Consider the following 13,753-nt stretch of genomic DNA (forward strand, 5'->3'; position numbering starts at 1 on the left):
GTCGACATTGCTCCAGCCGTCCAGCCCGGCGCAGCCGACCCAGGCCGGGCGCTCGCCGGCCTTCTTGCCGGCGGCCTTGTGCGTCACCACCGCCTGCACGTTGCGCAGCAGCACGTCGCGCGCCAGCGTCGACTTGCCCGAGCCCGACACGCCGGTCACCGCCACCAGCCGCGCCAGCGGCACCGCCACGTCCACGCCCTGCAGGTTGTGCAGCGTCGCGCCGCGCAGCGAGAGCGCGGGCGTCTCGGCGTCCACCGGGCGGCGCGGCCGGGTCGGGTGCTTCAGCGGCGCGTTCAGGAAGCGGCCGGTCAGCGAATCGGCATTGGCCTTCAGCTCGTCCGCGGTGCCCTGCGCGATCACGCGGCCGCCGCGCTTGCCCGCGCCCGGGCCGATGTCGATGATGTGGTCGGCGCGGCGGATGGTGTCCTCGTCATGCTCGACCACCACCAGCGTGTTGCCGCTGGCGCCCAGCTTGTGCAGCGCGTCGAGCAGGATGCGGTTGTCGCGCGGGTGCAGGCCGATGGTCGGCTCGTCGAGCACATAGCACACGCCCTGCAGATTGCTGCCCAGCTGCGCCGCCAGCCGGATGCGCTGCGCCTCGCCGCCGCTGAGCGTGGGCGCGGCGCGGTCCAGCGTCAGATAGCCCAGCCCGACCTGGCCGAGAAAGGCCAGCCGGCTGCGGATCTCGACCGCCACGTCGCGCGCGATCGCGGCCTCGCGGCCGTCGAGCTTGTGGCCGTCGAGCCAGCGCCGGGCGTCGTCGACCGACTTCGCCGCCACCTCGGCGATCGAGGCGTCGCGGAAGCGCACCGCCTGCGACACCGGATTGAGCCGCGCGCCGCCGCAGGTGCCGCAGGGCTGGTCCTCCAGGCCCTCGACCTCGGGTTCGGCAAAGGTCTTCTCGCGGCCCTTGTCGTCGTCGGTCTGGCTGTCGTCCAGCGCCTTGCGCTGCTCGCGGGTCAGCGCCAGACCGGTGCCGACGCAGTCCGGGCACCAGCCGTGCTTGCTGTTGTAGCTGAACATGCGCGGGTCCAGCTCGGGATAGCTGGTGGCGCACTGCGGGCAGGCGCGCCGGGTCGAGAAGACCTTGGCCTTGCTGCGGAAGGCGCTCGACTGGAAGCCGGCCTCCAGCGACGCGGCCAGCGCCTTGGCGCTGGTGCCGGCGGACTTCAGCGGCGTCAGCAGATGCAGCACGCCCTTGCCGTGCTCCAGCGCCTCGGCCAGCGCGCGGCGCAGCTCGGCCTCGTGGTCCACGTCGACCAGCAGGCTGGCCACCGGCAGCTCCAGCGTGTGCTCCTTGTAGCGGTCGAGCTTGGGCCACTTGTCGGTCGGCAGGAACTCGCCGTCGACGCGCAGCTGCGTGTAGCCCTTGCCCTTGGCCCATTTCGCCAGGTCGGTGTAGAGGCCCTTGCGGCCGATGACCAGCGGCGCCAGCAGCCCGATGTGCTGGCCGCGGTACTCCTTCAGCAGCTGCGAGGCGATGGATTCCGGCGTCTGCGGCCGCACCGCGACCCAGGTGTCGGGCGGCGCATGGAAGTCGCTGCAGGCCGGGCAGTACTGCACCCCCAGCTTCACATAGAGCAGGCGCAGGAAATGCCAGACCTCGGTGGTGGTGGCCACCGTGCTCTTGCGGCCGCCGCGCGACAGGCGCTGCTCGATGGCGACGGTGGGCGGAATGCCCCACACCGCGTCCACCTCCGGCCGCCCGGCGGGCTGCACGATCGAGCGCGCGTAGGCGTTCAGGCTCTCCAGATAGCGGCGCTGGCCCTCGTTGAACAGGATGTCGAAGGCCAGCGTCGACTTGCCCGAGCCCGACACCCCGGTGATGACGCTGAACTTGCCGCGCGGAATGTCGACCGACAGGCCCTTGAGGTTGTGCTCGCGGGCGTTGACGATCTGGATGGCATTGCCTTGACTGACTCCCCCTCCCAGCGGGAGGGGGTTGGGGGGGAGGGTGCCCCGACGACGAACCAGCGATTGAAGGGGGACCCCCTCCCCAGCCCTCCCCCGCTGGGGGAGGGAGTAGGACGGGGCGGGCTCGGTGGCGGCGGTGGCCGGGCCGAGCTGGCTCTCGTACTCGCGCAGCGCCCGGCCGGTGTGGCTGGTGGGGTGCGCGCGCAGGTCGGCCGGCGTGCCTTCGGCGACCAGCTCGCCGCCGGCGTCGCCGCCGTCGGGGCCGAGGTCGACGATCCAGTCGCTGGCGCGCACGACATCCAGGTTGTGCTCGATCACCAGCAGGCTGTGGCCGGCCTCGAGCAGCTTGCGGAAGGCCCGCATCAGCTTGGCGATGTCGTCGAAGTGCAGGCCGGTGGTCGGCTCGTCGAACAGGAAGAGCGTGCCCTTCTTCGCTACCTTCTGCCGGCTCGCGGTGGCGTTCTTCGCGGCCTCGGCCAGGAAGCCGGCCAGCTTCAGGCGCTGCGCCTCGCCGCCAGAGAGCGTGGGCACCGGCTGGCCGAGCTTGACATAGTCCAGCCCGACATCGGCCAGCGGCTGCAGCGCGCGTACCACTTCACGGTCGTCGGCGAACAGGCGCACGGCATCACTCACCGTCAGCTCCAGCACGTCGGCGATCGACATCGCCTTGCCCAGGCGCGTCAGCTGCACCTCGCGGATCTCGGCGCGGTAGCGGGTGCCGTCGCAGTCCGGGCAGCGCAGGTAGACGTCCGAGAGGAACTGCATCTCCACATGCTCGAAGCCCGAACCGCCGCAGGTCGGGCAGCGGCCGTCGCCGGCGTTGAAGCTGAACATGCCGGCGCCGTAGCCGCGCTGCTGCGCCTCGGGCAGCGCCGCGAACAGCTCGCGCACCGCGTCGAAGGCGCCGACATAGCTGGCCGGGTTGGAGCGCGCGGTCTTGCCGATCGGGCTCTGGTCGACGAAGACCGCGTCGGTGAGCTGCTCGGCGCCGAGCAGGCGGTCGTGCTCGCCGGGCGATTCGGTCGCTTGGCCGAAATGGCGTGCCAGCGCCGGCGCCAAAACGTCCTGGATCAGCGTCGACTTGCCCGAGCCGCTCACGCCGGTGACGCAGACCAGCCGCTGCAGCGGGAACTCGACCGTGACGTTCTTCAGGTTGTGCTGGCGCGCGCCCTCCAGGATCAGCCGCGGCGTGCTGTCGAGCACCGGCCGCGCCAGGCCCAGGCCGATGGTGCGCCGCGCGCCGAGGTAGGCGCCGGTCAGCGTCTCGGCGCCTTTCAGCTGGTCGGGCGTGCCGTCGAAGACGATGCGCCCGCCCTGGGTGCCGGGGCCGGGGCCGAGGTCGATGATGCGGTCGGCCGCCAGCATCACCGCCGGGTCGTGCTCGACCACCACCAGCGTGTTGCCGGCGTCGCGCAGCCGCGCCATCGCCTGGTTGATGCGGTCCATGTCGCGCGGGTGCAGGCCGATGGAGGGCTCGTCCAGCACGAAGAGCGTGTTCACCAGCGAGGTGCCGAGGGCGGTGGTCAGGTTGATGCGCTGCACCTCGCCGCCGGAGAGCGTGCGGCTCTGGCGGTCCAGCGTCAGATAGCCCAGGCCGACGTCGCAGAGGTATTTCAGCCGGTGGCGGATCTCGTCCTGCAGCAGCTCCAGCGCGTCGTCGAGCAGCTGCGAGGGCAGGGCGAGCGTGTCGAAGAACTGCCGCATGCGCGCGATCGGCATCAGCATCAGGTCGTGCAGGCTCAGGCCGGGCAGGCTTTCCAGCTGCTCGCGCGACCAGGCCACGCCGACCGGCAGGAAGCGCTTCGCGGGCGCCAGCACCACGTCGGCCTCGGCCTTTTCGCCCAGGCGCCACAGCAGCGATTCCAGCTTGAGCCGCGCGCCGCCGCAGGTGCCGCAGGGCGTGTAGCTGCGGTACTTCGACAAGAGCACGCGGATGTGCATCTTGTAGGTCTTGCTCTCGAGGTACTCGAAGAAGCGGCGGATGCCGTACCAGTGCGTTTTCCAGTCGCCGTTCCAGTCCGGCGCGCCGTCGATGACCCAGGCCTGCTGCGCCGGGCTCATCTGGTTCCAGGCGGTGTCGCGCGGGATGCCGGCATCGCCGGCGCAGCGCATCAGGTCGGCCTGGCACTCGGCCCAGGCCGGCGTCTGCAGCGGCTTGACCGCGCCGCCGCGCAGCGTCTTGCGCCCGTCCGGAATCACCAGCCCGAAGTCCACGCCGATCACCCGCCCGAAGCCGCGGCAGGCCTCGCAGGCGCCGTAGGCCGAGTTGAACGAGAACATCGCCGGCTGCGGATGGCCGTAGCGGCGGTCGGACTCGGGGCAGTGCAGGCCCTGGCTGTAGCGCCAGATCTCCTGCGCCTCGTCCGCGCCGGCGTAGACATTGCAGCGGCCGCCGCCGCGTTTCAGCGCCGCCTCCAGCGCCTCGACCACGCGGCCTTTCTCGGCGTTCGAGAAGCGGAAGCGGTCGGCCACCACGTCGAGCACCTTGCGCGGCCCGGTCGGCGTGGCGACCTCGCGCTCGGCCTGCACCCGGGTGTAGCCGCTGGCGGCCAGCCACTGCGCGATCTCCTCGGGCGTGACGCTGCCGGGCAGTTCCACGGGGAAGGTCACGACCAGGCGCGGATCGCCCGCGGCCTCGCTGCGTGCCTTCAGGTCGGCCCAGATGCTCTGCGGGTCGTCCTCGCGCACCGGCCGCGCGCTGTCCTGGTCGAACAGGCGCGCGGCGCGCGCGAACAGCAGCTTCAGGTGGTCGTTGAGCTCCGTCATCGTGCCGACCGTGGAGCGGCTGGTGCGCACCGGGTTGGTCTGGTCGATCGCGATGGCCGGCGGCACGCCTTCGACCGCGTCCACCGCCGGGCGGTCCATGCGGTCGAGGAACTGGCGCGCGTAGGCGCTGAAGGTCTCGACGTAACGGCGCTGTCCTTCGGCGTACAGCGTGTCGAAGACCAGAGAGGACTTGCCCGAGCCGCTCGGGCCGGTCACCACCGTCAGCTCACCCGTGCGGATGTCGAGGTCGAGGTTCTTCAGGTTGTGCTGGCGCGCACCACGGATACGGATCAGGCCGGACATCGCGGGAGGTCTCTCTGACGGGCGAAACGGAACATTCTAGGGATGGCCCGTACCGCAGGGCGGGTCCGGGTCTCTGCGGGTCGGACAGGACGAATTGGCTTGATGCTGATCATCCGCAAGTGGAAAAAATGCAATCTGTCGCACAATGCGGCCCGGCTGCCGTGAACGGGTGCACGGGCCATCTTCGGGGGATCTCATGAACACCATGTTCCTGCGGCCGCGCGCATGCGTCGGCCTGTTGCTGCTGCTGGGCGCCGGGGCGGCGCCGGCCGTGCCGTCGGCCACCGTGCCGTGGATCAAGGTCGACCAGTTCGGCTACCAGCCGGCGATGCAGAAGGTGGCGGTCGTCGTCGATCCTCAGGCCGGCTTCAACGCTGCCGAGGCCTTTGCACCGGGCACCGGCAGCGGCCAGTACCAGATCCGCCGCTGGGCCGACGATGTGGTCGTGCACACCGGCACGCTGCAGCCCTGGAAGAGCGGCGCCACGCACGCGCAGTCCGGCGACCGCGGCTGGCACTACGACTTCTCGGCGCTGACCGCCGCCGGCGCCTACTACATCTGGGACAGCGCGCGCCAGGTCGGCTCGGGCCGCTTCGAGATCGGCAGCGCGGTCTATGCGCCGGTGCTGCGCCATGCGGTGCGCATGTTCTATCACCAGCGCCTGAACCACGCGAAGGTCGCACCCTACGTGGACGCACGCTGGGCGGACGCCGCCGCCTACGAGCGCCCGGGCCAGGACCGCTCGGCCACCAGCCGCTGGGCCAAGGGCCAGGCCGCGACCGCGCGCGATCTCTCCGGCGGCTGGATGGATGCCGGCGACACCAACAAGTACGTGACCTTCGCGCAGTCGGCGGTGCTGCAGCTGCTCGACGCCTACCGCATGAGCCCGGCGGTGTTCCTCGACGACTTCGGCATTCCCGAGTCCGGCAACGGCCTGCCCGACCTGCTCGACGAGCTGAAGTGGGAGCTGGACTTCCTGCGCCGCATGCAGGACGCCAGCGGCACGCATGGCCTGTTCCTGAAGGTCGGCGTCGACAACTACACCGACATCTCGCCGCCGAGCGCCGATGCGCGCCCGCGCTACTACCTGCCCGAATGCACCTCGGCGACACTGGCCGGCGCGGCGATGTTCGGCGCGGCCCATGTCGTCTATCGCGGCTTTGCCTCGCAGGCGGCGGGCGCGGCCGATCTGCTGGCGCGCGCCGAGGCCGCCTGGGCCCGCGCGAAGCTCACCACCAGCGGCTTCACCGTCTTCCAGACCGCCTGCGACGACGGCGACATCAAGGCCGGCGACGCCGATGTCGACGCGCAGGGCCAGCTCGAGTCCTCGGTGCTGGCGGCCATCGCGCTGCACGAGGCCACCGGCAAGGCCGAGTACCGCGCCCATGTCGAGGCGAACTACGCCCGGGTGCGCCCGTACAGCCTCTGGTGGTGGGGTCCGTACTGGGCGCCGATGCAGGTGGCGCTGCTGCGCCATGCCGGCCAGCCGGGCGTGTCGGCCAGCGTCGCGTCCAACCTGCGCAGCCAGAAGTCCTGGCAGAGCGGCGTCATCTCGCTGACCGACTTCAACGGCGGCACCAACGGCACCGATCTCTACCGCGCCCATCTGGCCGACGCCGAGTTCAACTGGGGTCACGACATGACCCGCTCGAACGCCGGCCTGATCAACCTCGACTTCGAGGCCTTCGGCATCAACAGCACCAGTGCTGCGTTCTACCGCCGCATCGCCGAGCAGCATCTGCACTGGCTGCACGGCGCCAACCCGATGGGGCTGGTGATGCTGTCGAACATGGCTTCGGCCGGTGCCGAGTCCTCGCTCAGCGAGATCTATCACACCTGGTTCGCCAACGGCACCGTCTGGGACAGCACCAGGACCTCGGCGCGCGGCCCGGCGCCCGGCTATCTGGCGGGTGGGCCGAACACCACCTACACCGGCAGCGTCGCCGGCCTGGCCAGCCAGCCGCCGCAGAAGGCCTACAAGGACTGGAACACCGGCTGGCCGGAAAATTCCTGGGAAGTCACCGAGCCGGCGATCTACTACCAGGCCGCCTATGTGCAGCTGCTGGCGCGGCTGATGGGCACCGCCGACACCCAGGCGCCCACCGCACCGACCCGGCTCACCGCCTCCGCGATCACCCGCAACAGCGCGACCTTGAGCTGGAGCGCCGGCCGGGACAATGTCGGCGTGGTCGGCCACGACCTCTACAGCGGCTCGACGCTGCTGGCCGGCGGCCTGCTTGGCAGCACCCGCACGCTCACCGGCCTCAGCTGCAACACCAGCTACACGCTGACGCTGCGCGCCCGCGACCTGGCCGGCCAGGTCTCGGCCGCCAGCACGGCGCTGACGCTGAAGACCGCGGCCTGTTCCTGAGCGGCATCCGAGCCCCTCGCCTCAGCCCATCAGCGCGCAGGGAATCGACCACAGCAGTCGCCCCGGCGTGCTGCGGTCCGGCTCGATCTCCAGGCAGGTGAGCGAGGCCTTCTTGATGCGCACGATCGGCAGCTCGCTGCCCAGCAGCCGGCTGATCAGCAGCGACAGGTCCGGCTCATGGCCGACCAGCCACAGCGGGCCGTCGGTCTGCGCGGCCTGCTCGCGCAGGCCGGCCAGCGCCTGCGCGGTCGGGGTGTCGATCTTCAGCCAGTCGACCACCTGCGGGCGCGGGCAGTCGGGCAGCTCGTCGCAGAACTGCACCGCGGTCTCCAGCGCGCGCACCAGCGGGCTGCACAGCAGCCGCGCCGGCAGCAGCGTCTGGCGCTGGCAGAAGCGCGCCACCGCGCGGGTCTGGCGATGGCCCTTGTCGATGAGCGTGCGGTCGGCGTCGACGGGGGCCAGCAGCCGGTCTTCGGCAGTGGCATGGCGAAGGAAGAAGATCTGCTGGGTCACGGGGCCGGTCTGGAAACGACAAGGGACCGCAGAGTATGCGGTCCCGGGGTGATGCCGGCGTGACGGCGGTGTGACGAGGAGGCTGTTGGAATCCGTCTCCGGATCCGGATCGACCGGGGGTCCGATTCTGGCGCTCTCTGCACCTCGGCCCCATGGCGAAGGAATCTCGACAGATTCCAACAGCGCCATCCCCGGTGCGACCTGCCCGCCGGGGGGCAGGCCGCACGGGTTCCTTATCGGCGTCTCAGAGCTGCAACTGCAGCATGACGCTCACCTGGGTGCGGTTCTGGCCGGGCGCGGTGCCGACCTCGACCTGCAGCTGGGTCTGGTTCGAGACCTGCCAGCTCAGGCCGGCACCGGCGCCGACCTGCAGCGCACGGCCCGGCTCGTCGCGGCGGGTCTTCATTTCGGTCTCGATGCGGCCGTAGGCGCGGGTACGCGCGGTGATCGGCAGCTCGGCGATGGTGCTGCCGCGCAGCCGGGCCGGCGTACGGCCCGAGGCCGCCTGCGGCGCGCCGAAGCTGGCGATCTGGCCGTTCCAGCCGCTGCGCGGCTGCACCGGCTCGGTGTAGCGAACCCGCACCTGGCGGCCCAGACGGGTCTCGCCGGTGACGCCGCTGCTGCCCTGGGCGTTCGCGCCCTTGGGCTGGGCCAGCGCCTCGCCGCTCAGCAGCGAGCCGCCCATCAGCATCAGCATCGTGGCCACCGATCCCGGCCGTCGGCGCACCAGACGCACCGCGCGGCGCATGCGGCTGGCGGTGCGGTGCAGGACATGACGGGGGCTGCGGCTGGGCATGGCCGTGATTGGCGCATGGGCCGTCCGCGCGGGCGTAACCAGATCTGGACAGGGTCGGTTTTGCCAGACCCGGTCATTCCTGCGCTTTTTCACCCTCTTTCGGATGAAAGCGTGACATATGCCCATCAGAACCGGGATTTCGCCAGCGCGGTGATTGTTTCATCTACCGGCGGTTTCGATGCGTCTGGTAACTGGATTGCCTCAGATGGATACAGGATCGGCCGCGGGCGACTGCGCCGCCAGACCCTCGAGCCATTCGACGATGCCCTGCGGCTCGACCGCATCGCGGTTCATCACCGCCGAGGCCGGCTCGCCCTGCAGCATGCGGCGCACCGGCAGCTCCATCTTCTTGCCGGAGAGGGTGCGTGGCACCGCCGGCGCGGCCAGGATGCGGTCGGGCAGATGGTGCGGCGAGACCTGGGTGGCGATCTGCGTGCGGATGCGTTCCTTCAGCGGCTCGTCGAGCATCACGCCGGGCATCGGCACCACCAGCAGCACGATCTCGCCGTCGGGGTCGCCCTCGCGATGCAGGTCGACGACCAGGCTGTCGGCCACGCCGGGCAGCGCCTCGACCACCCGGTAGATCTCGGTGCTGCCCAGGCGCACGCCGCGGCGGTTCAGGGTGGCATCGCTGCGGCCGAGAATGACCGCGCCGGTGCGGCCCTCCTGCGGATGCGGCACCAGCCGGATCCAGTCGCCATGGCGCCAGACCGCGCCGATGCCGTCGCGGCCGGGATAGGTGCTGAAGTAGCTCTCGATCAGCCGGCGGTCGCCCTCGTCCTTCCAGAAGTAGAGCGGCATCGAGGGCATCGGCCGGGTGCAGACCAGCTCGCCGACCTCGCCGATCAGGCTGTCGCCGCGGCCGTCCTCGCGCGGCGGGCCCCAGGCCTCGACCGCGGCGCCCAGGCAGCGGCACTGGATCTCGCCGGGCGGGTTGTCCAGCGTCGGCAGACCGGCGACGAAGGCCCCGGCGAAGTCGGTGCCGCCGGCGATCGAGCTGACCCAGATCGGCCGGCCGTCGACCGCCGGCAGCTGCTGCTGCAGCCAGGCATGGACCTCGGCCGGCAGCGGCGAGCCGGTCGAGCCGATCGCGCGCAGCGCCGACAGGTCGGCCACCCGGGCCGGCTCCAGCCCGGAGCGCGACATCGCGGTCAGCACCGAGGCGCCGGCGCCGAAGTGGGTCACGCCGGTCTCGGCGGCGAAGCGCCACGGCAGGCTCCAGTCGGGCGCGTCGCTGCGGCCGGCCGGGTGGCCGTCATGCAGCGCGATGGTGGTGCCGCCCAGCAGCGCGCCGACCTGCAGGTTCCACATCACCCAGCCGCTGGAGGTGGCCCAGTGGAAGACATCGCCGGTGTCGACGCTGGCCCCGAGGTTGTTGTGCAGCACATTGAGCTTGAGGTGCTCGAGCATCACGCCGCCGTGGCCGTGCACGATCGGCTTGGGCAGGCCGCTGGTGCCGCTGGAGTAGACGATCCACAGCGGATGGTCGAAGGGCAGCCACTCCGGCTCGAAGTTCCACGGGTTGCCGGCCAGCAGCGGGCGCAGGTCCCAGGCGCGCCGGCCCGGCGCGGCGAACTCGTCGGGCTCGGCGTCGCGGTCCAGGCAGGGCCACAGGATCATGTGCTCGACCGTGGGCAGGCCGTCGAGCAGCGTGTGCAGCAGCGGGCGGCGGTCATGGTCGCGCCCGCCCCAGGTGCTGCCGTCGCAGCCGATCAGCACCTTCGGCCCGATCTGGCGGAAGCGGTCGAGCACCGCGCCGACACCCATGTCGGGCGAGCAGATCGACCAGATCGCGCCAAGGCTGGCGCAGGCCAGGAAGGCCACCACCGTCTGCGGCGTGCTGGGCAGGTAGGCGGCGACCCGGTCATTGCGGCCGACGCCCATGCCGCGCAGCGCCACCGCCAGCGAGGCCACCTCGCGGCGCAGCTCCGGCCAGCTCACCCGCAGCGTGCGCCCGGCCGCCTGCAGCATCTCGTTGCGGAACAGGATGGCGGGCAGGTCGGCGCCATGCGCCTCGTCGGCATGGCGGAAGACCTGGCGGGCGTAGTTGAGCTGCGTGCCCGGAAACCAGACCGCGCCGGGCACCCGGCCATCGGCCAGCGCCACCACCGGCTCGACCGGCGACTCGATGTCGAACCAGTCCCACAAGGCGCCCCAGAAGCCTTCCGGGTCATCGACCGACCATTGCCAGAGATCGTCGTAGTCGTCGAAATGCCGCCTGCGCTCCAGCGCCAGCCAGTGGAGAAACGCGGTGATCCGTGCCTCGGGGTGCGCCATGGTCGGGTCCTGTCCTGATGTGGGTTGAATTTGCCAACTTTTTATCAGAAATGCCCGGAACGGCCCGGTTTTGCGCGGGGGTGTCGGTGGGCTGTCAGGCTTCGATGTCCACCGTGCTCCACCAGTTCAGCCAGAAGGGCGGGCGCCGGTAGCCGACCACCTGGCGGTGCATCAGGTCGGTGACCATGCGGTGCACATGGTAGCGGTAGGGCGCGTAGGCCAGCATCAGCCGGTTGGCCTCGCGGAAGGCCTCGAGCCGCTCGGGGCCGTCGGGCAGCGCGGTCAGGCGGTCGTAGACCCGGTCGAAGGCCGGCAGCACGAAGCGGGCGAGATTGCCCTTGCCGACCGAGGCGCTGTAGCCGCGCTCGAGCGCGCCCTGGCCGTCGGGCGAGCCTGCCGACGAGCCCACCCGCCACATCATGAACTTGCCCGAGCGGGTGGACTTGAGGTTCTCGCTCCACTGGCCGACCTTCAGCTCGACCCGCAGGCCCAGCGCGTCCATGTTCTTCTTGTAGATCTCGTCGAGCTGGCGACTGGTCTGGTCGGACTGCGACAGCATCACCAGCGTGAGCTTCGTGCCGTCGGGGCGTTCGCGCCAGCCGTCGCCGTCGCGGTCGCGCCAGCCCCAGGTGTCGAGCAGCGCCCGGGCGCGCGCCGGATCGAAGCGGCCCTGCTCGGTGCGCAGCAGCGGGTCGAAGCCGTAGGTGCCCGGCGTGATCCCGGCCTGCGCGGGAATGGCCTCGCCGCGCCGGCCCAGGCGGATCTCGCGCGGGATGTCCAGTCCCAGGCAGATCGCGCGGCGCAGCGCCACCTGCTCGGGCGTCAGGCCGCCGACCACCGGGTCTTCCATGTTGAAGACGGTCAGCGTGACATCGCTGGCGGCGACCCGGCTGTGGCGGATGCCCTTCTTGGCCAGATGGGGCGCGAGTTCGCCCTTGACCAGCGCCTGCGGGATGTAGTCGGCCGGCACCCGCTCGAGCAGGTCCTGCTCGCCGTTGAGGAAGGCCAGCCAGCGCGGCTGCGCCTCCTCGATGATGGCGATCTCGACCCGGTCGATCATCGGCAGGCGCCGGCCCTTGAAGCGCGCCAGCAGCGCCTGGCCCTCGGCGTCGTCGGGGTTGGGCTGCGCGTCGTAGCGCAGGTCGCGGTAGCCGGTGAAGCGCTCCATCACGATGCGCGAGCTGCGCCGCCACTCGGCCAGCCGGAACGGGCCGGTGCCGATCGGGTGCTCCATGATGCGGTCGCCGTAGGCCTCGACCACCTCGCGCGCCATCGCCGGCAGGCCGGTGAGGGTGTAGAGGAAGCGCGGGCGCGGCTCGCGCAGGCGGATGCGCAGCGTGTGGCGGTCGATCGCGGTCAGGCCCTCGACCGGCCGGTCGTAGTCGAAGGGCTGCTTCGACTTCAGCGCGGCCTCGCGCAGCTCGCTCAGGCCGATGATGCCCTGCTCCTCCAGCGAGCTGTGGCCGGGGCTCTTGGTCGCCGGGTCGTAGAAGCGCTTGATCGTGTAGATGTAGTCCTCGGCGACCAGCTCGCGGGCGCGGCCCTTGAAGGCCGGATCGTCGTGGAACAGGATGCCCGGGCGCAGCTTCAGCGTGAAGCTGCGGTGATCGTCGGCGATCTCGGGCAGCGCCAGCGCGGTGCCGGGCCGGATCAGGAAGGGCCGGGCCAGCGGGTCGTAGTCCAGCGGGGACTCGAAGACATGCGCGGTGATGGTCAGCGAGTAGACATCGCTGAGCTGGACCGGATCGAAGCCGGTCTCGGCGGCCGGGAAGGCGTAGCGCAGCACCTTCGGCGCGCTGCCGCCGCCGCCGTCGGGTCGGGCCGGGGCGGCGTGCAGCCAGTCCGGGGTGCCGGTCAGTCCGGCGCCGGCGGCGGCACCGGCCAGCAGATCACGTCGCGTCAGGGTCACGGCAGCGGCTCCAGCAAAGGCATCGCCGCCGATTATCGTCACCCCGGGCGCCGTGCTCCGGTTCAGGCCCGCGCGGCGTCGAGCTGGTCGCGGGTGGCCATCGCCACGCGGCGTGCCGCTTCGGCGAAGTCCTCGCCACGGCTGGCATAGAGGACCGCGCGCGAGCTGTTGACGACGATGGTGCCCTGCGCGGTCAGGCCCGCGCGCACGGTGGCCTCGGCATCGCCGCCCTGCGCGCCCACGCCCGGAATCAGCAGCGGCAGCGTCGGCGCGATCTCGCGCACCCGCGCGATCTCGGCGGGGAAGGTGGCACCCACCACCAGGCCGATCTGGCCGGTGGTGTTCCACTCGGTCTGCGCCAGATGCGCCAGGTGCTCGAACAGCCGCGGCTGGCCGGGAGCGTCGGCCAGGCGCTGCATCTGCCAGTCGTTGCCGCCGGGGTTGGAGGTGCGGCACAGCAGGATCACGCCCTTGTCCGGGTAGGCCAGGAAGGGATCGATCGTGTCGCGGCCCATGAAGGGCGACAGCGTCACCGCGTCGGCCTGGTAGCGCACGAAGGCCTCGCGGGCGTACTGCTCGGCGGTCGAGCCGATGTCGCCGCGCTTGGCGTCCAGGATGACCGGCACGTCGGGCGCGACCGCCTTCATGTGCGCCATCAGCCGCTCGAGCTGGTCCTCGGCGCGGTGCGCGGCGAAGTAGGCGATCTGCGGCTTGAAGGCGCAGACCAGATCCTTCGTCGCGTCGACGATCGCCGCGCAGAAGTCGAAGATCCTCGAGGCGTCGCCGGCCCAGGCGCCGGGAAACTTCGACGGCTCCGGATCGAGGCCGACGCACAGCAGGGACTGGTTCTGGCGTGTGGCGCGGGCGAGCTGGTCGGTGAAGGTCATGCTACGAATGTGGTGTG

At 71.2% G+C, this 13,753-nt stretch carries 7 protein-coding genes; 1 reads left to right on the plus strand and 6 read right to left on the minus strand.

All coding sequences use genetic code 11. The features are described 5' to 3' along the window. Positions 1-4,983, minus strand: a 4,983-nt coding sequence (uvrA, locus tag NFT33_RS08260; RefSeq protein WP_251674553.1) for an excinuclease ABC subunit UvrA, incomplete at its 3' end; no start/stop codon positions are given. A gap of 196 nt (positions 4,984-5,179) precedes the next feature. Between uvrA and NFT33_RS08265 the strand changes: the two genes are divergently transcribed. Continuing rightward, positions 5,180-7,354: a glycoside hydrolase family 9 protein gene (locus tag NFT33_RS08265; RefSeq protein WP_251674555.1), complete on the plus strand. Its 2,175-nt coding sequence runs from the start codon at positions 5,180-5,182 to the stop codon at positions 7,352-7,354. A 21-nt stretch (positions 7,355-7,375) separates the two neighbouring features. Here the strand turns inward: NFT33_RS08265 and NFT33_RS08270 are convergent, their stop codons facing one another. The 5 genes from NFT33_RS08270 to pyrF all read right to left on the minus strand — a co-directional run bounded on the left by NFT33_RS08270 (position 7,376) and on the right by pyrF (position 13,736). Further along, positions 7,376-7,867: a SixA phosphatase family protein gene (locus NFT33_RS08270; protein WP_219340837.1), complete on the minus strand. Its 492-nt coding sequence runs from the start codon at positions 7,865-7,867 to the stop codon at positions 7,376-7,378. A gap of 244 nt (positions 7,868-8,111) precedes the next feature. Then, positions 8,112-8,663 carry a hypothetical protein gene (locus NFT33_RS08275; RefSeq protein ID WP_251674558.1) on the minus strand — a complete coding sequence of 184 codons (552 nt, stop codon included), beginning with the start codon at positions 8,661-8,663 and terminating at the stop codon, positions 8,112-8,114. A gap of 201 nt (positions 8,664-8,864) precedes the next feature. Further along, positions 8,865-10,940 carry an acetoacetate--CoA ligase gene (locus NFT33_RS08280; RefSeq protein ID WP_251674560.1) on the minus strand — a complete coding sequence of 692 codons (2,076 nt, stop codon included), beginning with the start codon at positions 10,938-10,940 and terminating at the stop codon, positions 8,865-8,867. Between the two features lie 94 nt (positions 10,941-11,034). Further along, positions 11,035-12,849 carry an ABC transporter substrate-binding protein gene (locus NFT33_RS08285; RefSeq protein ID WP_251674562.1) on the minus strand — a complete coding sequence of 605 codons (1,815 nt, stop codon included), beginning with the start codon at positions 12,847-12,849 and terminating at the stop codon, positions 11,035-11,037. 62 nt (positions 12,850-12,911) lie between these two features. Next, positions 12,912-13,736, minus strand: coding sequence for an orotidine-5'-phosphate decarboxylase (pyrF, locus tag NFT33_RS08290; RefSeq protein WP_251674564.1), 825 nt, complete (start codon positions 13,734-13,736; stop codon positions 12,912-12,914). Positions 13,737-13,753: the final 17 nt, after the last annotated feature.

Origin of the sequence: Sphaerotilus sp. FB-3 (genome assembly GCF_023706025.1) — a bacterium.
GTDB lineage: Bacteria > Pseudomonadota > Gammaproteobacteria > Burkholderiales > Burkholderiaceae_C > Sphaerotilus > Sphaerotilus sulfidivorans.